Origin of the sequence: Paenibacillus humicola, from assembly GCF_028826105.1 — a bacterium.
Taxonomy (GTDB): domain Bacteria; phylum Bacillota; class Bacilli; order Paenibacillales; family Paenibacillaceae; genus Paenibacillus_Z; species Paenibacillus_Z humicola.
This window is the reverse complement of record NZ_JAQGPL010000001.1, coordinates 3893425-3917109: the sequence shown is the minus strand read 5'-3', so window position 1 is coordinate 3917109 and position 23685 is coordinate 3893425. Positions and strand designations below refer to the sequence as shown.

19 protein-coding genes and 1 pseudogene are annotated in these 23685 nt (G+C 58.0%); 18 read left to right on the top strand and 2 right to left on the bottom strand.

The genetic code is table 11. The features are described from left to right. Positions 1-48: 48 nt before the first annotated feature. Both PD282_RS18105 and PD282_RS18100 read left to right on the top strand, forming a co-directional pair. Positions 49-633: pseudogene (locus PD282_RS18105) on the top strand (alpha-L-arabinofuranosidase C-terminal domain-containing protein); the annotation flags it as partial. Between the two features lie 243 nt (positions 634-876). Further along, the gene (locus PD282_RS18100; RefSeq protein WP_274652040.1) at positions 877-1692 is read left to right on the top strand and encodes a COG4705 family protein; all 816 of its coding nucleotides are present in this window, start codon (positions 877-879) and stop codon (positions 1690-1692) included. Between the two features lie 110 nt (positions 1693-1802). Here PD282_RS18100 and PD282_RS18095 read toward each other — a convergent pair whose 3' ends face one another. Both PD282_RS18095 and PD282_RS18090 read right to left on the bottom strand, forming a co-directional pair. Next, a complete protein-coding gene (locus tag PD282_RS18095) occupies positions 1803-2264 on the bottom strand; it encodes a nuclear transport factor 2 family protein (protein WP_274652039.1) in 462 nt (153 codons plus the stop codon). 110 nt (positions 2265-2374) lie between these two features. After that, complete coding sequence (locus PD282_RS18090; RefSeq protein ID WP_274652038.1) at positions 2375-4303, bottom strand: GAF domain-containing protein; 1929 nt, start codon at positions 4301-4303, stop codon at positions 2375-2377. A 251-nt stretch (positions 4304-4554) separates the two neighbouring features. Between PD282_RS18090 and PD282_RS18085 the strand changes: the two genes are divergently transcribed. The 16 genes from PD282_RS18085 to PD282_RS18010 all read left to right on the top strand — a co-directional run bounded on the left by PD282_RS18085 (position 4555) and on the right by PD282_RS18010 (position 23626). Further along, positions 4555-6633, top strand: a complete 2079-nt coding sequence (locus tag PD282_RS18085) for a hydantoinase/oxoprolinase family protein (RefSeq protein ID WP_274652037.1) — start codon at positions 4555-4557, stop codon at positions 6631-6633. A 2-nt stretch (positions 6634-6635) separates the two neighbouring features. Continuing rightward, complete coding sequence (locus PD282_RS18080) at positions 6636-8402, top strand: hydantoinase B/oxoprolinase family protein (RefSeq protein WP_274652036.1); 1767 nt, start codon at positions 6636-6638, stop codon at positions 8400-8402. A 35-nt stretch (positions 8403-8437) separates the two neighbouring features. Further along, on the top strand, positions 8438-9655 hold the full coding sequence (locus tag PD282_RS18075) for a sugar ABC transporter substrate-binding protein (RefSeq protein WP_274652035.1): 1218 nt from the start codon (positions 8438-8440) through the stop codon (positions 9653-9655). Between the two features lie 21 nt (positions 9656-9676). Further along, entirely contained in the window at positions 9677-11239 is a 1563-nt protein-coding gene (locus PD282_RS18070) for a sugar ABC transporter ATP-binding protein (RefSeq protein ID WP_274652034.1), read from the top strand. Between the two features lie 30 nt (positions 11240-11269). Then, positions 11270-12271 carry an ABC transporter permease gene (locus tag PD282_RS18065; RefSeq protein ID WP_274652033.1) on the top strand — a complete coding sequence of 334 codons (1002 nt, stop codon included), beginning with the start codon at positions 11270-11272 and terminating at the stop codon, positions 12269-12271. Positions 12272-12283: 12 nt separating this feature from the next. Beyond that, entirely contained in the window at positions 12284-12649 is a 366-nt protein-coding gene (locus tag PD282_RS18060) for a cupin domain-containing protein (RefSeq protein ID WP_274652032.1), read from the top strand. Positions 12650-12689: 40 nt separating this feature from the next. Further along, the gene (locus tag PD282_RS18055) at positions 12690-13925 is read left to right on the top strand and encodes a Zn-dependent hydrolase (protein ID WP_274652031.1); all 1236 of its coding nucleotides are present in this window, start codon (positions 12690-12692) and stop codon (positions 13923-13925) included. Between the two features lie 153 nt (positions 13926-14078). Next, positions 14079-14309, top strand: coding sequence for a hypothetical protein (locus tag PD282_RS18050; RefSeq protein ID WP_274652030.1), 231 nt, complete (start codon positions 14079-14081; stop codon positions 14307-14309). Positions 14310-14316: 7 nt separating this feature from the next. Beyond that, a complete protein-coding gene (locus PD282_RS18045) occupies positions 14317-14667 on the top strand; it encodes a hypothetical protein (protein WP_274652029.1) in 351 nt (116 codons plus the stop codon). A 184-nt stretch (positions 14668-14851) separates the two neighbouring features. Next, entirely contained in the window at positions 14852-15790 is a 939-nt protein-coding gene (locus tag PD282_RS18040) for a carbohydrate ABC transporter permease (protein WP_274655309.1), read from the top strand. 20 nt (positions 15791-15810) lie between these two features. Next, the gene (locus PD282_RS18035; protein ID WP_274655307.1) at positions 15811-16635 is read left to right on the top strand and encodes a carbohydrate ABC transporter permease; all 825 of its coding nucleotides are present in this window, start codon (positions 15811-15813) and stop codon (positions 16633-16635) included. Between the two features lie 41 nt (positions 16636-16676). Beyond that, entirely contained in the window at positions 16677-17993 is a 1317-nt protein-coding gene (locus PD282_RS18030) for an ABC transporter substrate-binding protein (protein ID WP_274652028.1), read from the top strand. Positions 17994-18017: 24 nt separating this feature from the next. Continuing rightward, entirely contained in the window at positions 18018-18842 is an 825-nt protein-coding gene (locus tag PD282_RS18025; protein ID WP_274652027.1) for a sugar phosphate isomerase/epimerase family protein, read from the top strand. Between the two features lie 27 nt (positions 18843-18869). Next, positions 18870-20051, top strand: a complete 1182-nt coding sequence (locus tag PD282_RS18020) for a Gfo/Idh/MocA family protein (protein WP_274652026.1) — start codon at positions 18870-18872, stop codon at positions 20049-20051. Positions 20052-20234: 183 nt separating this feature from the next. Further along, the gene (locus PD282_RS18015) at positions 20235-21842 is read left to right on the top strand and encodes a response regulator (protein ID WP_274652025.1); all 1608 of its coding nucleotides are present in this window, start codon (positions 20235-20237) and stop codon (positions 21840-21842) included. Further along, positions 21839-23626, top strand: a complete 1788-nt coding sequence (locus PD282_RS18010; RefSeq protein WP_274652024.1) for a cache domain-containing sensor histidine kinase — start codon at positions 21839-21841, stop codon at positions 23624-23626. Before PD282_RS18015 ends, PD282_RS18010 begins: the two co-directional genes overlap by 4 nt. Positions 23627-23685 lie beyond the last annotated feature (59 nt).

The following is a 23685-nucleotide window of genomic DNA, read 5'->3' as shown; positions in this document are numbered from 1 at the left end:
CCAATATTTGTAAAGTGAGTTTATAGGGGTTGACCGTACAAGCTGGCCGAACCGTGGCACATCGCTCCCCCTCAAATCGAAGACAGATACAATTTTGAGGATGCGCTTCTGGTAGGCTGTATGCCGATCACGCTGCTGAAGCACGCGGACAGGGTGAAAATTGCCTGCTTGGCGCAGCTGGTTAATGTTATTGCGCCCATCATGACGGATAACGGTGGAGGCTCCTGGAAGCAAACGATCTTTTTTCCTTTTCTTCATGCATCGCTATACGGCCGCGGAGTGTCGCTTCACCCGGTCGTTTCTTCGCCGAAATACGACAGTGCGGAATTTACCGACGTGCCGTATTTGGAATCGGCAGCCGTTTATCGGGAAGAAACAGAGGAATTGACCCTTTTTGCGGTCAACCGGCATCTTCAGGATTCGCTTCTGCTGGAATGCGACGTGAGGGGATTTTCGGGATATCGAATCGTCGAGCATCTAGTTCTTGAGCATGACGACTTGAAAGCCGTAAACACGGCAGACCGGGAACATGTAAAGCCCCATACCGGAGGAGAATCGCAGCTTCAGGATGGACGGGTTCATGCCCGGTTGGGGAGAGCATCCTGGAATGTCATTCGGCTTGCCAAAATGTAATTGATATGAGGAGAATCGCAGGCGTCGATCCGGACGCATGTGGTTCTCCTCTTTGTTTGCCGGTAATCGTGCAAACAAACAGAGAATGATTTCAGTTTTTCTTGATTTCACAGCGTTTTTTCATATTCGTGCTGTAAAGTAGACGGAAGGGTGGTAGTGATACGACGGCAGTTCAGGATTCATTATAGCTAGCGCAGCATAATGAGAATGGAAATTAATGTATCTGGAGAGAAGGAACGTCATATGGTCAGATCGTTTTTGAAAAGCTTCAACGGTACAAGAGGAATGGCCGCCAAGGTTCCGGAAATCACTTTGTATTTTTGGGTCACGAAGCTGCTGACAACCGGGATGGGCGAAGTGACCTCGGATTATTTGTTCGAGCATCTGAATCCGTTCCTTTCGGCGCCTCTAAGCGTGCTCATTTTTATGGCCGCGATGGTATTGCAGTTCTACGTACGCCGGTATGTGGCCTGGATTTATTGGCTGGTCGTCGTCATGGTCAGTATCTTCGGCACTACGGCTGCAGACGTTGTTCGCGTAGGACTGGGAATCCCTTACGTTATATCAACGGTATTCTTTGCGCTGGCACTGACCGCTGTCCTATTGCTCTGGTATGTCAAAGAGAAATCGCTCTCCGTGCACAGCATCTTCACCCAACGCCGCGAAATTTTTTACTGGATCACCGTGCTCACGACATTTGCGCTTGGCACGGCTGCAGGCGATATGACCGCAACCGCCATGCACCTCGGCTACTTCGCTTCCGGTTTGCTGTTTGCCGCACTGCTTGCCGTTCCGGCCTTATGCTATTGGCTGCTCGGACTTAACGAGATCCTTGCTTTTTGGTTTGCCTATATCATGACGCGTCCGGCTGGGGCCTCTTTCTCGGACTGGTTTTCCGCCGCACACAGTCAAGGCGGTCTCGGAATGGGAAAAGGCGAGGTCAGCCTGATCTTAACCATCCTTATCGTCATTCTTGTCGTGTTCAAAGGCGGTTCTCCTGCCCCGAAAATCGGGTTGACCGTCCCGGGCGAGAAGCGCACCGATTCCGCCGCCGGCTGAGGATTTGCTGCCTGCTGCCGTAACGACTTCCGGCAATACCGCGACGGACGGCAGACGCGAAAAGCCCGGGCCCTCGCCCGGGCTTTTCGCCTTTTCGGAGCATGTCCGCTTTACAGCCCGAGCTCGGTAAGACCCGGATGATCGTCCGGGCGCCGGCCGAGCGGCCAGTGAAATTTGCGCTCCGATTCGGCGATAGGCAGGTCGTTGATTGAAGCGAAGCGGCGCTGCATGAGTCCTTCCGCATTAAACTCCCAATTCTCGTTCCCGTAGGAACGGTACCAATTCCCGCTGTCGTCATGCCATTCGTACGCGAAGCGCACCGCGATGCGGCTGCCGTCGAACGACCACAGCTCCTTAATCAGGCGGTAGTCCAGCTCCTTCTCCCATTTGCGTTTCAGAAACGCCACGATTTCCGGCCGGCCGGTAATAAACTCGGCGCGGTTGCGCCAGCGGCTGTCCTCCGTATAAACCAGCGAGACGCGTTCCGGGTTCCGGCTGTTCCAGCCGTCCTCGGCCATCCGGACTTTGGCGGCTGCGGTTTCTTCTGTGAATGGCGGCACAAGAGCGGCCATAACCTCACTCCTTTCATTCTAATGGTTTCAGTATAAAGCGGCCGGCTGTTCCGGGCAATAAGGCTTCATGATAAGCCGTTCGGGCAACCCGGCGGTTTATATACGCCCGATCAAGAATCGCTTTCGGTGCCGAGCAGACCGTTCTTCAGATCGAGCATTTCAAGCACCTGCCAGGCGTATTGGAGATCGAAAAACGTGGAGTAATCGTCAATCCGGATGCCGAGAATGTCCTCGACCCGTTTAAGGCGATAAGCGAAGGTGTTCGGGTGGATGTTCAGCATGGCGGCCGCCTGCTTGTGGCTTTTTCCGGAAACGATAAAAGCATCCAGCGCTTTCATCAATTCGTCTCTTTTGTGCGGCGGGTAATCCAGCAGCGGCTGGAGCAGGCCGTAAACGAACTGGAGCAGCTGGTCCTTCGGCCGGTCCAGCACGAATTGAATCGCCCCCATCTCGACATAGTCTTTGACCGCATGCTTGTCTTTGCGGCTTTTGATCAGCGCCACGCACTGCTTCGCTTCCTGATACGACTGCATGACTCCGCCGAAATTGCGGCACATGCGGCCGATGCCGATGGAGCAGTTGGCGTCCGGATGGTGTGTGCGCAGGACGTCACTCAGGCGGCGGGCAATGCTCCGGCTTCTTTTCAGCGCGGCCGCGGCATCGGCGCTCCGGGACAACGGCAGGATCATGACGAAAGCGTTCAGCCTGCGGATGACCAGGCTGCTGGGGTTCAAGCCGTGAAGCTCGGCTTCGATCGTTTGCTGAATGCGCCGGTGCGCGGCTTTTCGTAAACCCTCCTGCCGGGGAGCCTTCGCAAAATCGATTTCCGCCACCATGAATGCGAGGGGGTTCTCCGCCTCCAATCCGAGCGATCTGGCGCGTTCGCGCAGCGTCGCGACGTTTTTCTCGGAAATGAGCTCGTCCAGAAACTCGCCCTTTATCCGCTGCTCGGTTTCGTATACCGCTTCCTTCTTCAGAAAATCGAGGGCCAGCACAAGGCAGCACTGCTCCGCCAGCACGACGTCCTGCTCGCTTAATTTCGAATTGATCTCCAGTACGGCGAGTATGCCGAATATTTCGTCGGAGGTGACGATCGGGCACAGCAGGACGGAGCAGGGCGGGCTTCCTTTCGGATTCGGCTGAACCCGGCGGGGCTTCCAGGTTTTCAGCACCGTTTGCAGGGCTGCGACAAAAGAAGGGGCGCCCAGCTCAAGATCGAGCCGGGCCGGCGCCCGGGTCAGCACGCCCAACAGGCTGTCATAAATGAGGATGGGATTTCCGAGTATGCCGCTGACCGCGGCGCCGAACTCAACCGCCGATTTGCCGTTCAGGATAAGCTTCATCAAGCTTTCGTGCGTCTGGTTGATCCGGTAGAGCCGGTGGTTCTGCAATTGAATGACATCGTTCAGCTCCGCCAGCTTCTCCTTCTTGTTCTTCTCGTCCTGGTACAGCCGCGCGTTCTCGAGCGCGACCGCCGCCAGATTGGACAGGGTGATCAACAGGCTCAGGTCGTTTTCGCTGAATGTGCCGTGCATGAAGCTGTTGATCGCCATGACGCCGATGCACTCGCCTTTAATGAGCAGCGGGGCGCACATGACGCTTTTAATTTTAAAATGCTGGCCGATGTCCCGCTTGATCGGCGCGAGCGATTGCTCGTAATAGATTTTGTTCACTGCGGACATCGAAGCCGTATGCCGGATGACGTCGTGCGATTGTTGAAATATTCTCGGCGTCCGGCTTTCGAACGTCAAGCCGGTCATGGATTCCCCCGGCGCGATATGCAGATGCCGCATCTTCTCCCAGAGAAATCCCGTGCAGGCCATCGGCCTTAAGACCGTTTCCTTGTCGTAGATCGACAGAACGCCGGCATCGGCCGCCTCGATTACGTTTTGGGCCCGGTCGAGAATCCGCGTGAACACGTCATCCAGCGCCAGACTGGACGTCAAATACTGCGCGGCATCGATCAGCAGCTCATACTGCACCAGCCGCAGCCGCAGCCCGAAAAGCAGGTTTTCTTGTTCGCGTTCCTCAGCTTTCATAATCAGATCCGCCTTTTCCCGGGAGATATCCCGATTTCAATGACATTCGTTGTCTATTTTTCTCACATACTATCGAAACCGAATTCGAATGTAAATGCCAAAAGTCATTGTTTTCCCGAAAAATGCATGTCTTTTCCGGTAAAATCACGAGATTTCTTCGGCATTCCTTATATTATAATACAGCTAGCTTAAGACTTTCGTTCTAATGATGGTATAAAACATGACATAAAAGGGCCGAGGAGGAGCAGCTTGTGAAATTGATTGGCATCGATGTCGGGGGAACCTTTACCGATCTGATCTTCACGGATACGGAGACGGGCGTCACCCGTATTCACAAGGTACTGACGACAAGGGAGGACCCGTCGGTCGGCATGGTATCGGGCGTGGAGGAGCTTTGCAGGCGGAACGGGATCGAGCCCGGTTCGCTCGACCACGTCTTTCATGGCACGACGATCGCGACGAATGCGATTTTGGAGCACGACGGGGCCAAGACGGGCATGATCACCACCGAAGGGTACCGGGATATTTTGCATATCGGCCGCCATCAGCGCCCGCAAAATTATTCGATCATGCAGGAGATCCCCTGGCAGGAGCGGCCGCTCGTGGAGCGGAGAAACCGCAGAACGGTGAAGGAGCGTCTCGTGCCCGAGAACGGGCGGGCCAGGACGCTTGTTCCGCTGGACGAGGAGGGGGTGCGCGAAGCGCTCCGCCAATTCAAACGGGACGGCGTCGAGTCCGTCGTAATCGGCTTTCTGTTCTCTTATTTGAATCCGGCGCACGAGGAAAGGGCCGCGGAAATCGTCCGCGAGGAGTTCCCGGACCTTTACGTGACGACGTCATCCGGCATTTCGCCACAGTTCCGCGAGTTCGAAAGGTTTACGACGGCCGCGCTCAACGGATTCGTCGGACCTAAGGTGCAGGCTTACATCGACCGCGTGGAGCAGCGCCTTCGGAACGCCGGCATTACGTGCGACCTGCACATCATGACCTCAAGCGGCGGCGTGGCGACGGCCCGAACGGTGGCGGAGAAGCCGGTGCTGACCATGCTCTCCGGCCCGGCGGCCGGCGTGCTCGGCGGCCAGTGGGCGGGCAGGCTGTCCGAGCGGGAGCGGCTCATTACGTTCGACGTCGGCGGAACGAGCGCGGATATCGCGATCGTGACCGAGGACGGCTTCGGGGAATCGTCCGCCCGCGATACGTGGATCAGCGGCTTTCCGGTACAGATCCCCATGATCGATATCCATACGATCGGAGCGGGGGGAGGCAGCATCGCTTACCTGGACGCCGGGGGAGCTTTCCATGTCGGACCGCGAAGCGCGGGCTCGTATCCCGGCCCGGCGGCCTACGGACGCGGCGGGCAGCAGCCGACCGTAACGGACGCCCACGCCGCGCTCGGGCATCTCGACCCGGAACATTTTCTCGGCGGGGAAATGGAGCTGTATCCGGAAAATGCGCTTCAGGCGCTGCAGGAGCTGGGCGAGCAGCTCGGTCTTGACGCAGCGGAAGCGGCGGAAGGCGTGCTCACGATCGTCAACAATAATATGGCGGGCGCCATTCGGGCGAAGACGGTGCAGAAAGGCCACGATCCCCGCACGTTCAGCCTGCTTGCTTTGGGCGGTGCCGGTCCGATGCATGCCGTGGAGGTTGCCAAAATTCTCGGCGTGCCGGAGGTCATCATTCCGCCGCATCCCGGCATTACATCGGCGACGGGGCTCCTGACAACGGATCTGAAATACGATTCGTCGCGCACGCTGTTTCTGCAGAGCGGCTCGGCGCGGCCGGAGCTGCTGAACGCGGTCATTGCGGAAATGGAGGCGGGAATTCGCGGACAGCTGGAGCTGGCGGGCTTCTCCGGCGAGTCGGCCGAGGTCCGCAGCTATTTCGACTGCCGTTACCAGGGACAGGGGTACGAGCTGCGCGTGGCGCTGCCTGGCGAGCCGCTGGATGACGATAACATCCAAGCCGTATGGGACAGCTTCCATGCGTTCCATCAGAAAGAGTACGGGCACGCTTTTCCGGACCGGCCGATCGAAATCGTCAATTTGCGGCTGACCGGAATCGGCGCGATGCCGAAAATCGGGCGTCCGAAGGCCGGCGCAGACACGGCGCTGAACGAAGCCCGGGTCAAAACGAAAGCGTGCTTCTTCCGGGCGGACGGCCGGCTGCAGAAGCTCGAGACGGCGTTCTATCGCAGGGAGCTTCTCCCGGCCGGCGTCTCGTTCGAGGGACCCTGCGTCGTGCTGCAGAAGGATACGACCACAATCATCCCTCCGGGCTGCAGAGCCGTGCTGGAGCAGACCGGAAATATTCGAATTCAAGTGGAGGTGTAACGATGACGGAGCAAGGAGCAAACCGTTCCATCGATCCGGTTACCGCGCAGGTTCTCCGGGGGGCCCTGGAAAACGTTGCGGTCGAAATGGGCTACAAGCTGGCCCGCATGTCCTACTCCAGCATTATTCGCGAATCGGAGGATTTCGGCTGTGCGCTGCTCGATGCCGACGGCCAGCAGCTCTGCGAATCGACGACCAGCACGCCGCTGCAGTCCGGCCCGATTCCGGGGTACATGAAGGGGATCAAAAAAATTATGGCCGAGCGGGGGGAACGATTTTTTCCGGGGGACGTCGTCATGCACAACTCGCCTTATTACGGCGCTTCGCATCAGCCGGACGTCGGGTTTTTCGTCCCGGTGTTTTACCGCGACGAGCTGATCGGATTTTCGTGCGCGACGGCTCACCATCTCGATCTGGGTGCGCTTACGCCGGGCTCGTGCGGCATCGTGGACGCGGTTGACGCGTATGCGGAGGGGCTCCAGTTCAAGGCGATCAAGGTGTACGAACGCGGCGTCCGCAACGAGATGGTATGGCGGATGCTGCGCGACAACGTGCGGGCGGCCGACCTGGTAGTCGGCGATATGGAGGCGCAGATCGCCGCCTGCCGGATCGGGGCCGAACGCTACCTCGAAATCGTGGAGAAATACGGGCTCGAAACCGTGATGGCGGCAAGCGAAGATTTGATGAGCTATTCCGAGCGTATGCTGCGCGGCGAAATCGCCAAGCTTCCGGACGGGACCTATACCGCGACGGGGTATATCGACGGCTTCCTGGACAGCCCGGACCCGGAGAAAAAAGACTTGAAAATCTGCGTATCCGTCACCGTCGAAGGCAGCGATATCGTCGTGGATTTAACCGGTACGTCGCCTCAGGTATCCGACCGGCCGATCAATATGCCGCTCGAAGGAACGGTCGATATCGCCGTTTATTTCACGCTCCGGTCGGTTCTGCTCGACTCGGAGACGTTCGGCCCGATCCCGCAAAATTCCGGCTTCATGCGTCCGATCAAAATCATCGCGCCGAAGGGGACGCTGGTGAATCCGGCGTTCCCGGCGCCGACGATCGCCCGGTTCTGTCCCGGCAACATGGTGGCCGATACGCTGATGCACGCGCTTTCCCAGGTCGTGCCGCGGCAGGTCAGCGCAGGCATCGGGAATCTGAACGTGGTCGCCTACAGCGGTCTCCAGCGCGAGCAGTACTGGGTGTATATGGATATCATGGAGGGCAGCTACGGCGGACGATTTGGTAAGGACGGCATGGACGCCGTCGACACCCTTTACGCGAACACGCGCAACAATCCGATCGAAGACATCGAGTCGCACTACCCGCTTCGCGTAACGCGCTACGAGCTGCTCGACCACTCGGCGGCCGCGGGCAAATTCCGCGGCGGAATCGGATCCGTCCGCGAAATGGCGTTTCTCGAGGACGGCGGGTTCTCCGTGGAAGGGGACGGGCAAAAGTACAATCCATGGGGATTCCAGGGCGGTCTTGACGGTACGCCGTGCGGGCTGCTGCTGCTCTCCGCGGACGGGAAGACCGCGGCCCTGCCGTCCAAAATCCCGTATCACCGCGCAAAGAAAGGAGATTCGCTGCGGTTGACCGGGCCCGGCGGAGGAGGCTACGGCAATCCGCGGGAACGCGATCCGGAAGCGGTCCTATCGGACGTGCTCGACGGCTTCGTTTCGGCCGAAAGCGCCGCGCGCGATTACGGCGTCGCACTCGCCGGCGGGAACATCGACTGGGAAGCGACGGCCCGCTTTCGCTCCTAAGCTTTACCATTCTTGTACACTCGGGAGGTTCATCCATGAAAATCAAAATGGTATACGGCTTGCTCGCGATCCTGATTCTGCTGGCGATGACGGCGTGCGGGAGCGGCTCCGGCTCGTCGGACGGCACCGCGACGAATGCGTCCGGCAGTACGTCCGGCGCGGATACTTCCGGCGGCTCTTCCGGCCCCTCAAGCGCGGCTTCGAGCGATACGTCCGGCTCGAAGGCCGATCTGGACCATGCGCAGCAGCAGATCGACCAGTACAAAAAGCTGCCCGAATTCGTTCCGGCCGGCGAACCGTTCGATGCCAGGAAGGCGATGGCCGGGAAAAAAATACTTAGCATTCCGGCGTCCAGCTCCGTACCGTTCCTCAGCAATATCGAGAAGGTTATGGGCGGCACCGCCAAAGACATCGGCTTCGAGTTTAAAGAATGGACCAACCAGGGACAGCCGTCCGAGTGGGTACAGGGCATGAACAACGCCGTGAACCAGAAGTACGACCTGGTCGATCTCCTGGCCGGAACCGACCCGGCCGTTCTGAAGCCGCAGATCGACGCCGCGAAAGCGGCCGGGGTCAAGGTCGTTTCCTCCCATCTCAGCGGTCTCGACCAGACGGTTCCCAACGTAACCGAAAATCTCGGCATCGATTACAACCTCGCCGGACGGCTGCTGGCCGACTGGGCGTGCGTGAAGACGGAGGGCAAGCCGAACGTGCTGATGATCACCTCGGACGAGGTCGTGTCCACCGGTTCGCTCGCAGGCGGCATCAAGAGCGAATTTGCCGCAGTCTGCCCGGACGCGAAAATCACGTCGGTGAACGTGCCCGTGACCGAATGGGGGACCAAAATCCAGCCGACGGTGCAGGCGGCCGTCGTCAAAGATCCGGGACTCAACTACATTTTGCCGATTTACGACAGCATGAGCCAGTTCGTCGTCTCCGCGCTTGCCACCGCCGGAGCATCGGACCGGGTAAAAATCGCCACCTTTAACGGTACGCCGTTCGTGCTCGATCTGATCGCGCAGGGCAAGGTGGAGATGGACATCGGCGAAAACCTCGACTGGATCGGCAGAGCGGTCCTGGATGCGGAGATGCGCCTGCTCGCGGGACTGCCGTTCCCGAAGGACCCGCACATCCCGCTGTACATCTGGGATAAGAGCAACATTGCGCAAGCGGGCTCGCCGGCCAAGGTGTCGACCGGCTACGGGGATGCCTATATCGACGGCTACAACAAACTGTGGATGCTTTCGAAGTAACCCCTTTGAGGAGGCGGTCCGATGGATAACGCGTATCCGGTCCTGGAGCTGCGCCGCATTTCCAAAACGTTTTTCGGCCAGCGCGCGCTGCAGGACATCGATTTGACGATCGAGCCCGGCGAAGTGCACGGACTGCTGGGCCAGAACGGGTCGGGCAAATCGACGCTCATCAAAGTTTTGGCCGGCTTCCATGCTCCGGACCCGGGCGGGGAGCTGCGGCTCGGCGGTCAGCCGGTCAAGCTGCCGGTGCCGGCCGGTGAATTCAGGAAGCTCGGCATGAGCTTCGTTCACCAGGACCTGGGCCTGATTCCGTCGCTCAGCGTGATCGAAAATCTGCTGATGAGCGAGTTCGCCTCGAAGAGCAAATGGCGCCTTTCGTGGCGCGCGGAAATCCGCAGGGCGAAGGAAACGTTCGCGCGGTTCGGGCTCGACCTGGATCCGAAGGCGAAGGTCGCGGACCTCAGCCCCGTCGAGAAAGCGCTGCTCGCCATCGTCCGCGCGATCGAGGAAATCCGCTCAAACGGGAGCATGAAGGATGCGGGTCCGGGATTGCTCATTTTGGACGAGCCGACCGTATTTCTGCCCCGGACCGGCGTGGATCAACTGTTCCGGCTGGTCCGCGAAGTGGCGGAGACGGGCGTCGGCGTCATCTTCGTCTCCCACGACCTGGACGAGGTAATGGAAATTACCGACCGGGTGTCGATTCTGAAGGACGGGCGGCTGCTTGTCACGGCGCATACGGAGGACGTGACGAAGGAAACGCTGGTGGAAACCATTATCGGGCGCAAGCTGGCTTCCTACAGCCGCGAAACGAACCGGGCAGATCGGCCTGAGCCCCATGTGACCGTTCGCGGGTTGTCCGGAAATGTCGTCCGGGACGTCTCGCTCGAGCTGGGGAAAGGGGAGGTCCTCGGGCTGACGGGGCTGGCCGGTTCGGGCTTTGAGGAAATTCCTTACCTGCTCTATGGCGAGCATCCGGCGTCAAGCGGCCGCATCGAAATCGGCGGGAAAGCTTACGAAGCTCCGGCCATGACGCCGATTCGCGCGATCGAAGGCGGGATGGCGCTCATTCCCGCCGACCGCCCGGGTGCCGGAGGCGTCGATTCCCTGACGATCGCGGACAATGTCACGCTGCCGGTAATCGGGCAATACTTCAAGCACCTGCGCCTCGACCGCGGCCGAATGCTCGCCGATACGCAGTCGCTGCTGTCCCGGTACGAGGTCCGTCCGAACCGGCCGGCGCTGAACCTGCAGGCGCTGAGCGGCGGAAACCAGCAGAAGGTCATTTTGGCGAAATGGTTCCAGATCGATCCGAAGCTGGTGCTGCTCGACGAGCCGACGCAGGGTATCGACGTCGGGGCGCGGGAGCAGGTTTACGACATTATTAAGACGGCCACAAAAGAAGGAACGTCCGTCCTTTGCGCTAGCTCCGATTACGAGCAGCTGGCTTCGATCTGCGACCGGGTGCTGATTTTCGCCCGGGGCCGCATCATCGGCGAGCTTCAGGGGAGCGAGCTGACGAAGGACCGGATTACGGAACGCTGCTACAACAGCTTGGACATCGGAATTGCGCGGGCGACATGACGGCCCGGTGCATGCTAGGAGGAACGGAGCATGAGTAAACCCCGGAACGATGACGGGATTGCCGGCCGTTTGGAAAGCGGTCTGGAACGATTCGCGCTGGTCGGCGCCCTGGTGCTGGTCATCCTGATTTTCGGGAGTTTAAGCCCGGACAATTTTCTCACCGCCGCAAATTTTTCGACCATTCTCGGTTCTCAGGCGGTTCTTGTCGTCCTGACGCTCGGGCTGCTCATTCCGATGACGACAGGCGATTACGATCTGTCGGTCGCAAGCGTGCTGACGCTGTCGAGCATGGTCGTCGCCGTGCTCAACGTGCAGCATCACGTGCCGATCGGATGGGCGATCGCGGCGGCGCTTGCCGGCGGAATCCTGGTCGGTTTCCTGAACGGGGCATTCGTCATGCTGTTCGGCATCGATCCGTTTATCGTCACGTTGGGCTCGGGAACCGTCGTCAACGGCATCATTTTATGGATCAGCGGCTCGACGACGATCAGCGGCATTTCGGACGGACTCATCCAATGGGTGGTCGTCAAGCGGCTGCTCGGCATTCCGCTTGAATTTTATTACGGGCTCGCGCTCTGCGTTTTTCTGTGGTATTTCTTCGAATTTACGACGGTCGGGCGCCGTCTGTTGTTTGTGGGCCGAAACCGGAACGTGGCCAGACTGAGCGGCATCCGCGTCAGCAGGGTCCGCTGGCTCAGCTTGATCGCCTCGGCTTTCATCAGCGCGGTTGCGGGCGTACTTTATGCCGGAACGACCGGCGCTGCGGATCCGACGTCCGGGCTGTCCTATCTGCTGCCGGCGTTCGCGGCGGCGTTTCTCGGCGCGACGAGCATCGTGCCCGGCCGATTCAATCCTTGGGGCTCCTTCGTCGCGGTTTATTTGCTGGTGACGGGAATTACGGGGCTGACCATCATGGGCGTGCAGACGTTCGTCCAGAATCTGTTTTACGGCGGCGCGCTGGTGCTGGCCGTTACCTTTTCCCAGCTGGTCAAGAAGCGTCAGGAGTCGAGAACGAAAGCAAGATCATCATAGGAGGAATTGCCGTTGGACCGTAAAATTCCCGTTATTTCGCTGGAAGATATTCCGCCGGCCGACCTTGGAGGCGGCAGCTGGAGCAAAATACTGATCACCCGGGAGCGCGTCCCGGACAACCTGGCGACGCTCGGCTATTCATGTTTCAAGCCTGGAACCGTGACGGCATCAATCGTGCACGAGACGGAGGAATTCGTGTATGTCGTCCATGGCAGCGGCGAGCTGCGCCTGGACGGCGAAGCCGTGCCGTTTCGCGCGAATCAGGCGCTCTTCATCCCGCCGGGCGTTTGGCACGGGATCGCGAACACGGGGGAAGAGGACGTCGTGATGGTATTCGGCTTTCCTTCTCCCGAATATCCCCCCACGCGGCGCAGGTAAGCGGAAAAAAGCCGGGAACGCAAAGGAAGGAGAGACGGCCATGATTAATCGCGGGCGATTGGAAGAACGGATCGAGCGGCTGGGCCGGATCGGCCGGACGCCGGAGGGAGGGGTCACGCGCCTTGCCCTCTCCGATGAAGACCGGCAGGCGCAGGCACTCGCGGCGGAGTGGATGGAGCAGGCGGGAATGAGCGTATACCGCGATCCCGCGGGCAACCTGATCGGCCGCATCGAAGGAATGGACCGGGAAGCGCCGCCGGTCGTAATCGGCTCCCATATCGATACGGTGCAGAACGGGGGCAAGTACGACGGCGCGATCGGCGTGCTTGGCGGCATCGAGGTCGTGCAGCATTTCCGGGAAGAAGGCCTATGCACGTTCCGGCCCATCGAAGTGATCGCGTTTTGCGAAGAAGAAGGATCGCGCTTCCAGAGCGGGATGTTCGGCAGCCGGGCGCTGGCCGGCATGACGGGCGAGGCGGACCTGGAGCTGACGGACGGACGGGGGATCACGCGGCGGGAAGCGCTGGCCGGGTTCGGTCTCGAGCCCGGACGAATCGGCGTACAGGCCGTGCGCAGACCCGGCGAGGTTCGGGCTTATCTGGAAATGCACATCGAGCAGGGGCCGGTTTTGGAACGGGCGGGCGCGCCGGTCGGGATTGTCGGCGGCATCGCCGGACCCGCCTGGATGGAAGTCTCGGTCGAAGGAAAAGCCGGACATGCGGGGACGCTTCCGATGACGATGCGCCGGGACGCCCTGCTTGGCGCCGGCGAAATCGCGCTGCTGGTCGAGCATATATGCCGGTCCTATCCGGGGACGCCTGTCGCGGGAACGGTCGGGCGGCTCGCGGTGCTGCCGGGCGGCACGAACATCGTGCCGGGCCGCGCCTTGTTCTCGGTCGATATTCGGGATATCGACGCGATTCGCAGAGAAGAAATCATCGAGCGGGTGCGCAGCGGCGCCTTGGAAATCGGTGATCGAAGAGGTCTTGCGGTCCGCTTCGACGAAAGAATGAAAATCGATCCGGTCCGGTGCAGTCCGGCGATCGTCAGCCTGATGAAGGAAAAGTCCCTCGGCATGAAGCTGGAATGCCTCGAGCTGGTCAGCGGCGCCGGGCACGACGCCCAAATCATGGCGTCGATCACCGACGTCGGGATGATCTTCGTCCGCTGCAAAGACGGCGTCAGCCACCATCCCGCGGAATTTGCGGAGCCGGCCGATATCGCGCTCGGCACCGAGCTGCTTGCGCGCGTCGCGCTTGAATTGGCGGCGCGCTGATGCGTCTGCTTCAACCTCCAGTTCAACGTTGAACATGAACAAATTATTTCATGCCTGTTTAATGAACAGGCACTTTTTTTATGTTTGGAAAACTCTTCATGCAACCTATCGGAATCCAACTTCGTCATGAAGTTATTGCGAAGGAGGATCGAAATGAAGAAACCTTTTTATTTTATCCTATTCAGCATCCTCATCATCTCAGGCTGTTCTTCAAAAAAGGATGATCCGGTCCGGACCAGTTCTCCTAATATTCCCGTATATCTTAGTTGGAAAAACACACTCTACACGAATATAAACGGTCAAAATAGCTTCAATAAAGGGGGATTTTTAGGAAAAACGGATGATTCTTATGGAAAGGTTTATCAGATAAAAGGGCGATCCTAAACAAAAAGTGCTGATTGTATACGCTGGAGTAAATCTTGTTGAGTCCCCTGTTCAATTCACCTCGAATTTAGCGATTAAATTTGCGCTGTTCGATGATACGGTGGGCTTCAATATGATCAAGGGTATCACTTTGCCAAATACGTCCGGTAAATATACCTTATCGATTCTCCGTAAAAATGTTTACGTCAATGTTAAGTTAGACGTAAGCGCAAAGCAGGTCGGCCCCCATGCTTTTGACGTTACAATCATTGAATCATGGGACAGCAATAAAAAACATATGTGGATCATCCGGTCCGTTCCGAATGAAACGACTGTCATCCGTCAAGAAGGCGATACACCGCCGCAATTATCCGATTAGAAAGAAACGGTCTTCACCGCTAGAAAGAAACGGTCTTCGCCGCCAAAACGCGATGCAGGCCGTTTCTTTTTCGTTTTTTCGAAAAAATCAGAACGGATCTAAAGAAATCGGAATCCGCTCTTATAGTCATCGCTCCTCATAATTCCTATACTGAAAAAAACGGCAAAAGAGGTGATGCGTGAAAATGGAAGCAGGCGAATCGATCGCGTTGCGGAAAAGCCGGGCTGCCAAAGGGAGGCGCTGGGATTCGCCGATCGCAGGCTACATCGCCATATCACCGTGGCTGATCGGTTTTTTGGCCCTGACGCTGTATCCGATGGTGCAATCGCTGTATTATTCGTTCACGGATTTTTCGCTGCTGGAGGCTCCGGGCTGGGTCGGGCTGCGAAACTACGAACGGATTGCAACGGACGAAAAGTTTTACCACGCGGTGAAGGTCACCTTCATGTACGTGATCGGTTCCGTGCCGCTCCGGCTGGTCGCCGCGTTGTTCGTTGCCGTTCTGCTGGCCAAAAACGTAAAAGGGATGTCGGCCTACAGAACGATGATTTATTTTCCTTCGTTAATCGGGGGGAGCATTGCGGTGTCGCTGCTGTGGAAAAACATTTTCGGAAAGGAGGGGTATATCAACCACCTGCTCGGGTATTTCGGCATCGAGGGCACGGGATACGTGTCCAATCCCGATACGGCGCTCGGAACGCTGGTGCTGCTGGTGGTGTGGCAGTTCGGTTCGGCGATGGTTATTTTTCTTGCCGGGTTAAAGCAGATCTCCGGCGATCTGTACGAAGCGGCGTCCGTCGACGGCGCGGGAAAAACGAGGCAGTTTTTCAACATTACGCTGCCGATGCTGACGCCGACGATTTACTTTAATCTCGTGATGGGGATCATCTCGGCCTTTCAAATGTTTACCCCGGCGCTGATCATTACGAACGGGGGCCCGATGGATTCGACGTATGTGTATGCGCTTTATTTGTACGACCGGGCGTTCGGCCAGCTGCAGATGGGCTACGCTTCGGGACTTGCCTGGATTATGCTGCTGATTATTGTAGCCTTTACATCCGTTATCTTTTTATCCTCCAAGTACTGGGTGTTTTATGAAACGGAAGGAGGGAGAAGGAGGTGACGCAGGCGATCCCGAATCGAATGATCGTCAGACATCTTGTTCTGCTGGTCTTCAGCGTCATTATGATCTATCCGGTGCTGTGGTGGATCGGGGCTTCCCTGAAATCCAACGAAGAGCTGGCGCTGCCCGGACTGCTGCCGACCCACCCCGTCTGGAGCAATTTCACGAAGGGCTGGTACGCAATTCCGGAGCATTCGTTCACCGATTTTTATTTAAACACGTTTCAGCTGGAAATCGGGGTCGTCATCACGACCGTGCTGTCCTGCAGCCTGGTCGCTTACGGCTTCGTCCGGCTCGATTTTCCGCTTCGCAATCTGTGGTTCTCCATCCTGATGCTGACGCTGATGCTGCCGTATCAGGTGACGATTATTCCGCAGTATGCGCTTTTTCACCAGTTCGGCTGGGTAAATACGTATTTGCCGTTTATTGTGCCGCATGCGCTGGCGAACGGATCCGGCGGAACGTTCTTCGTCTTCCTGCTCGTGCAGTTTATCCGGGGCATTCCGCGGGAGCTGGACGAGTCGGCGAAGATGGACGGCTGCAGCTGGTTCGGCATTTATTGGCGAATCGTCATGCCGCTCATGAAACCCGCTTTGGTAACCGTTATCATCTACTGTTTTTTATGGAACTGGGACGATTTCTTCGGTCATCTGCTGTATATCAATTCGGTCGACAAATATACGGTGGGCCTGGCGCTGCGCATGTTCAACGATTCCCAGTCCGCTCAGGCGTGGGGGCAGCTGCTGGCCATGGGCTTCGTATCGGTCATCCCGTCCGCGCTCATTTTCTTCTTGGCGCAAAAGCATTTTGTCGAAGGCATTGCCACAACGGGAATTAAAGGCTAACGGCAGCTAATATTCGATAATAGACAAAGGGGTTGTGAGGAATGGCAAAGGTACGCGGAAAAATCGCGCTTCCGCTTCTGCTGGCGGCGGTTATGACGGCGGCGGCCGGATGCGGCGGCGGAGCGGCGAATACGGGAACGGGCAGTACGGGAGAGACGCAGGGCGCTTCGGGAGAAGCGGCGGGCAAGCCCGTCAAGCTGCGCATCAACTGGTGGGGCTCGGAAGCGAGACATAACGCGACTTTGAAAATTTTGGACCTGTATACGAAGAAAAATCCGAACGTTACCTTCGAACCGGAATATTCCGGCTTTGACGGCTACATCGACAAGCTGAATACGCAGGCGGCGGCCAAAAACGCGCCCGACATCATTCAAATGGACGCGTCGTGGCTTGCCGACTGGAACGCCAGAAACCAATTGGCCGACTTAAGCTCCGTCAATGTGGCCGATATCGATTCCGGGCTCGTGGAGCAGGGGAAATATGACGGGAAGCAGACGGCCATCCCGCTCGGGAAAAACGCCTGGGGCCTCATCTACGATAAAGGCGCGCTGGATAAGCTCGGCTTCAAGCTGCCGGAGGGCGGCATCACGTGGAACGATTATTTCCAGCTCGGAAGAGACATCAAGGCCAAGCTGGACAAAGACCACTACGCGCTGCAGGACTTCACGAGCAACCGGGAAGCGTACACCTCCTACCAGCTCAGCAAAGGGAAAGGCTATCCCGTCACGATGGACGGCAAATTCAACTTCGACCGCGATACGTGGCTGGAATGGATCAAAACGTTTAACGATCTGCGGGCCAAAGGCGTCGTTCCGCCGGCCGATCTGACCGTCGCGGACAAAGAGCTCGATCCGAAGCTGGATCTGCTCGTAACCGGGAAATTTCTGTTCCGCGCGGCCCATGCCGCCCAGGCTTCTTCATGGGACAGCCTGAAGCCGGGAAGCATCGGCGTTGCCGCGATGCCGAAGGACAAGGAGCACGGGGGCTGGCTTAAGGCGACGTTCTTCTTCGGCGTCAGCCAGGATTCGAAGCACAAGGACGAAGCCGCCAAGTTCATCGACTGGTTTATTAACGATCCCGAAGCGATGGCGATCTCCGGCACGACGCGGGGCGTTCCGCCGTCCAACAAAATATTGGCTTCCATGGAGCCGAACTTTACGCCGGCCGACAAATTGACGGCGGATATGATCTCCATGACCGCGCCCGACGCCCAGCAGTTCAATCCCGGCGCCAAAGGCTGGGTCAACTTCGATTCGAAGGACTACAAGAGCGTTACCGAAGCGGTCATGTTCGGCAAAATGACGCCGGAGGAAGCGTTCGACGAGCTGACAAGCAAGGCCAAGGAATACGAACAATAAAACGAAGCGAGCGGGGTGCGCCAAGTGGCGGTAACGTTAACGGGATTTGCGGACGAAATATCACCGGATTTGGATGAACAATTGGCGGTTTTGCAGGCGGAGGGCATCTCCCACCTGGAGCTGAGAAGCATCGGCGGGACCAATGTGCTGAAGCTGACCGATGCCGAGCTGGAGGAGGCGAAAGCCAAGCTGAGCGCAGGCGGCTTCCGCGTCTCCTCCGTCGGTTCGCCGATCGGCAAATACGGGGTTCGCGACGATTTCGCGGCGGAGTTGGAGCATGTGAAGCGCGCTTGCGATATCGCCGCCTTCCTGGAGGCTCCCTACATCCGCGTCTTCTCCTACTTTATTCCGGGGGGGGAGAACCACGCAGATCATCGAGGGGAAGTGGTGCGCCGGATGAAGGAGCTCGCCGCGGTGGCGGAGAGCCGCAGCGTGACGCTTTTGCTGGAGAACGAGAGCGCGGTTTACGGGGACACGGACGACCGCTGCCTCGAGCTGCTCGAAGCCTGCCGCAGTCCGCGCCTGCGTCTGGCGTTCGATCCCGGCAACTTCGTGATGAACGGCGTAAAGCCGGTTTCCGAAGCGCTGCCCAAGCTGAAATCCTATATCGAATACGTGCACGTCAAGGATGCGGCGGGAGAATCCCGCATGTTCGTGCCGGCCGGAGCGGGAGACGGCGAATTGGCGCCGTTCATCCGGCATTTGAAGGATACCGGTTTCCATGGATTTCTCTCCGTCGAACCGCATCTGCACAAGTATTATCCGGAGCTCGACAATCCGTCCCGCTTCGTCCGGGCGGTGCGGGCGCTTAAAGGGCTTTTGGACGACGCGGGTCTGGATTGGAACTGAACGACTAAAGGAGGAAGCGGTAAAACGATGCATAAGGTGAAAATCGGCCTGATCGGCCTTGGAAATATCGGGGGCAACACGCACTGCGGCTATTTGACCGAGCTGGACAGCGTGGAGCTGGTCGGCGTCTGCGACGTCGTCAAGGAAAAGGCGGAGAAGGTCGCCGCCGAGTGCGGCACGGTCGCGTATACGGACTATAAGGAGATGTTCGACAAATCCGGCCCGGAAGCCGTCATCATCGCCACGCCGCATTACGCGCATACGCCGATTTCGGTGGAAGCGTTCGAACGCGGGCTGCACGTCTTGTGCGAGAAGCCGCTGGCCGTTCACGTGATCGACGCGCAGAAGTCGATCGACGCCTACGAGAAGGCGAAGGCGGTTCATCCGAAGCTCGTATTCGGCATGATGTTCCAGGAGAGGACGCTTCCGTTCTACCGGAAGCTGAAGGATATCGTCGACGGCGGCGAGCTGGGCCGATTGACGCGGGTGACGTGGATCAACACCGCTTGGTTCCGGTCGCAGGCGTATTACGACAGCGGCGACTGGCGGGCTACCTGGGCGGGTGAAGGGGGCGGCATTCTCACGAACCAGTGCCCGCACAATCTCGACATGTACCAGTGGCTGTTCGGCGTCCCCGCCCGGATTTCCGGCCATGCGCACATCGGCAAATACCACGACATCGAGGTCGAGGACGAAGTGACCGCTTATTTCGAGCATGAGGGCGGCATGATCGGCCACTTCATCGTGACGACCGGGGAATCGCCGGGAACGAACCGGTTCGAAATCGTCGGCGAGAACGGAAAGCTTGTGTACGAGAACGAGAAGCTTATCCTGTACCGGAACCGGATCTCGATGCTGAAGCATTTGCGGGAGACGACCGAAAAGTTCGGAAATGTGGAAAGCTGGTATACGGAAATTCCGGTCAATACCAAAGCGCCTTCGGGTCACCGGGTGGTGGCGGAGAAGTTTATCGAGGCCGTACGAAACGGCGGAGGCGAGCTGATCGCGCACGGAACCGAAGGCATCAAGGGGCTTACGATCGGCAACGGCATTATGCTGTCGTCCTTCACCGGCAAGACCGTGGACGTGCCGTTCGATGCCGACGACTACGAGCGCAGGCTCCTTGAATTGATCCGGACCTCCAAATATGTCAAAACGGTGCGGGACGCCGGCGATACCGACATGTCCGCTTCCTTCTCGCAGGTGTAACCTTTCGCGCGGACAGGGCCGCCGCTTCGTACGTCCCGATCGGACAGCCAGCCGTCAGCCGGCTTCCGATGGGGACGGCTGGCGGCGCCCTTTTCCCTATCTAGTAAAACAAACGGGCGGATTATATACTGAAACAAATCGTCTTCTCGCTTACCATTTACCGAATAGGGAGGAATCCGACGCATGTGGACAATCGCGATTATCGACGACGACAGACAGGTGCTGAAAGGGATGAAGCAGGTCATTCCCTGGGAGGACATCGATGCCCGATGGGCCGGCGAAAGCCTGAACGGGGCAAGAGGGCTGGAGCTGATCCGCGAGGAGCAGCCGGATATCGTCATCACCGACATCTACATGCCGGTGATGAGCGGGATCGCGATGATCGAGAAGCTGCATGAGGAAGGCTACGAAGGAAAAATTATTATTCACAGCGGCTATTCCGACTTCGAGGTCGCGCGCAAAGCGCTGCGGCTGAACGTCGGGGATTATTTGTCCAAGCCCGTTTCCCGGGATACGCTGCGCGAGGTGCTGCAGCGTGCGATCGCCGAGCTGGAGGGCGAGCGCCGGACCAAGCAGGAGCAGGAGCGGCTTCGGGATAAATTGATGGCTTACGAGCCGTTCGTGCACCGGGAGCGCCTTAAGAGCATGATCACCGGAACGGCGTCCGAATGGGACGAAGACGGTTTGACCGCGCAGCTTGGCGGCCCAGGGCGGCGGCATCTGGTGCTGGGAATCGAAATTTTGCGCACGGCGAGAATCGCCGAAGCCCGTTTGTCGGACAGGCTTATTTTCCGGTTTGCCGTCCAGAACATCATTGAGGAGATTGCGCATGCGGCGCATGCCGCGTTCGATTATATCGAATTGCACGGCTATTATTCCGCGCTCGTGCTCCATGCCGGCGAAGACGAGGATGCGGGCGTGACGGTTCGCCGGATGGCGGACCGCATCGTCCGGTGCGTGCAGCAGTATTTGCAGCTGTCGGTCCGGATCGGGATCGGCGGGCTGAAGAATAACGCCGCGGAGCTGCCGGAATCGTTCGAAGAAGCGTTCCATTTTTTATCGCAGGAGCACCGGGTCCTTCACACCCCGGGCGTGTTTGATTTTGCGGCCGAACGTGAAAGCGGATTAATCAGCCGTACGCTCACCGCCGGGCGGCCGATGAAGTTTTATCATCATTTGGTCGAGGATATGAAAGAAACGCAGGGCAAAAACGCCGCAAAAATCATTGCCAGCTATATCGCCTCGCTCAGGAACGACCGCGAAATCGGCGTTCCTCAGCTTCGCGCGCTCGGAACGCAGTTCTGGGCGATCATCGGCTACGCGCTGAACGACGAGGAAATACGGCTCGACGAGCTCGTTAAGGACGACCGCATCGAGCAGGAGCTGAGCACGGTCTGCACGCTCGATCAATACGAAGCGTGGCTGAATCAGATGGTCGGCGCCGTCTGCCGTCACCAGGATTGGCACGAAAATTTCAAGCACCGGCTGACGATCGATTTTATCAAACAGTACATTCACGAGCATTACGCGCGCGAAATCACGATTGCGGAGCTCGCGTCCGAGGTGTACATTTCGAAAAATTACTTGTGTCAAATTTTCAAAAACGGCACCGGCGAGACGATCAACAACTACATCATCCGCGTCAAAATGGAAAAAGCCAAAAGCCTTCTGCTGGAGCGGAAGCTCAAAATATTCGAAGTCGCGGAAAATGTCGGCTATAAGAGCATTCCCTATTTCAGCACGACCTTCAAAAAGTATTACGGCGTTACGCCGGCCGAGCTGATCTCATGAACCGGCTGTTCAAGAAGTTTCGCATCGATTATTTGATGTACGGCGGATTTTCCGGTGTCATGATCGTGATGCTGAGCATCGTCATCTGGCTGACGTATACGCTGTCCACGCAGGAAATGGTCCGCATGACCTCTTATTATCAGCAGGGCCTGCTCGGCGAATTGTCCAATAAAACGGAAATTCAAATGCTGGCGATCGAGCAGCATTCGCTTGCCGCGGCGCGGAACCCGGTGCTGACGGAGTATACCCGCACGGACGGCGACTCCTATTCCAACTATCAGAAAGTAAGCGAGCTGGAGCTGTATTTGGCCAGCATCACGTACGTGACCCCGATCATTCAATCCATCGACTATTATACGAATCTCATGCCGGTTTCCGTCACGTCCCAGAGTCCCGTTACGTTCTACAGGGAAGATCAGGCGAAGCGCGAAAACTGGTATGCCGTCGTTGAAAATACCGATTTCGCCTGGATCGGCGAGCACCGGAAGCATACCTATCAGGGCGAGATTAACGTCGTCAGCTTCGCCCGCAAAATCTATTCCGGCACCGGCGCGTTTCAAGGCATCCTGCTGCTGAATGTCAAAGCTTCGGCTCTGCAAAGCCTGGTGCGGGGGGATTCGCCGGACGCCAACCGCATGCTGCTGGACTCGGGAGGCAGAGTCATTACGTCGATCGGCGATCCGCAGCTTTACGCCAAGCTTGCCTCCTACAAGGACGAAATGACCGACAATTCCGGTTATGTCAAAACCGCAAACGAGGGGCGCAGCGGTTTATTTTCCCCGGCCTCCCCCTATTTGATCGTATGGGCCAAGCATGCCGATAACGGCCAGACGCTCGTCGAATTGACGCCGTGGCGCAAAGTTACCGCAGGCAGCGTTCATACGGCGATCATTTTGTCCATTGTCGGCATATCGGCCATCCTGCTTTCCCTGCTCGTGACGCTGCTGCTGGCCCACCAGTTTCTGAAGCCGATCCGCCTGCTGCTCCACGAGATGGGACGCTACTCCGGCCGGGCGGGTCAAATTCAGCTGCCCGAGGATTACCGCAACGAATTCGGCATCCTGTTCAAGGGCTACCGGAAGCTGATGAACCGCATTCATATGCTGTATGTTTCGCTGGAAAATCAGTACAAACGGCAAAAAAACGCCGAGCTGAAAGCGCTGCAGGCGATGATCAATCCCCATTTCCTCTATAATACGCTGGACCAGCTGAACTGGATGGCGCTCTCCGCCGGCCAGGACAAGCTGAGCCGCATCCTGGAGCTGATGGGGAAGATGTTCCGGATTGGCTTGTCGAACGGCGAAAGCCTGATTACGGTGCGCGAGGAGTTCGTCTATGCGGAATGCTACGTGAAAATCCAGCAGTACCGCTGGGAGGAAGGGCTGACGGTGACCTTGGACGTGCCCGATTCCGTAAAACGGCTGTATATCCCGAAAATGACGCTTCAGCCATTTATCGAAAACGCCATTATGCACGGCTTCAACGAAAGGACGACCGGGACGATTCATATCGCGGTAAAGGAGGAAGCGGGCAATCTCGTCGTCCGCATCGTCGACGACGGGGTCGGGCTGAAGCCGGGCTGGGATGCGCCGGATAAGCGAAAAACGGGCGGTTACGGCATCCGCAACGTCAGGGAACGGTATTTCACCTTATTCGGCGACCGGGCCGCCATCGAGATCGCCGGCAGCGCTGACACCGCCGGCACGTCCGTGCGGATCCGCCTGCCCGTGCTGACGGGCAGCGAGACCGGGGAGACGGAGCGGGCGGCGCTAACGGCAAACTGAAGCGGGCGTATATCCGTCAATCGAAAGACGATAATGATGAAGACGGATGACTCTTAAAG

Coding starts and splice junctions, on each gene's coding strand:
- PD282_RS18100 (WP_274652040.1), top strand. CDS start 877: ATGGTCAGATCGTTTTTGAAAAGCTTCAACGGTACAAGAGGAATGGCC.
- PD282_RS18095 (WP_274652039.1), bottom strand. CDS start 2,264: ATGGCCGCTCTTGTGCCGCCATTCACAGAAGAAACCGCAGCCGCCAAA.
- PD282_RS18090 (WP_274652038.1), bottom strand. CDS start 4,303: ATGAAAGCTGAGGAACGCGAACAAGAAAACCTGCTTTTCGGGCTGCGG.
- PD282_RS18080 (WP_274652036.1), top strand. CDS start 6,636: ATGACGGAGCAAGGAGCAAACCGTTCCATCGATCCGGTTACCGCGCAG.
- PD282_RS18075 (WP_274652035.1), top strand. CDS start 8,438: ATGAAAATCAAAATGGTATACGGCTTGCTCGCGATCCTGATTCTGCTG.
- PD282_RS18070 (WP_274652034.1), top strand. CDS start 9,677: ATGGATAACGCGTATCCGGTCCTGGAGCTGCGCCGCATTTCCAAAACG.
- PD282_RS18065 (WP_274652033.1), top strand. CDS start 11,270: ATGAGTAAACCCCGGAACGATGACGGGATTGCCGGCCGTTTGGAAAGC.
- PD282_RS18055 (WP_274652031.1), top strand. CDS start 12,690: ATGATTAATCGCGGGCGATTGGAAGAACGGATCGAGCGGCTGGGCCGG.
- PD282_RS18050 (WP_274652030.1), top strand. CDS start 14,079: ATGAAGAAACCTTTTTATTTTATCCTATTCAGCATCCTCATCATCTCA.
- PD282_RS18040 (WP_274655309.1), top strand. CDS start 14,852: ATGGAAGCAGGCGAATCGATCGCGTTGCGGAAAAGCCGGGCTGCCAAA.
- PD282_RS18035 (WP_274655307.1), top strand. CDS start 15,811: ATGATCGTCAGACATCTTGTTCTGCTGGTCTTCAGCGTCATTATGATC.
- PD282_RS18030 (WP_274652028.1), top strand. CDS start 16,677: ATGGCAAAGGTACGCGGAAAAATCGCGCTTCCGCTTCTGCTGGCGGCG.
- PD282_RS18020 (WP_274652026.1), top strand. CDS start 18,870: ATGCATAAGGTGAAAATCGGCCTGATCGGCCTTGGAAATATCGGGGGC.
- PD282_RS18015 (WP_274652025.1), top strand. CDS start 20,235: ATGTGGACAATCGCGATTATCGACGACGACAGACAGGTGCTGAAAGGG.
- PD282_RS18010 (WP_274652024.1), top strand. CDS start 21,839: ATGAACCGGCTGTTCAAGAAGTTTCGCATCGATTATTTGATGTACGGC.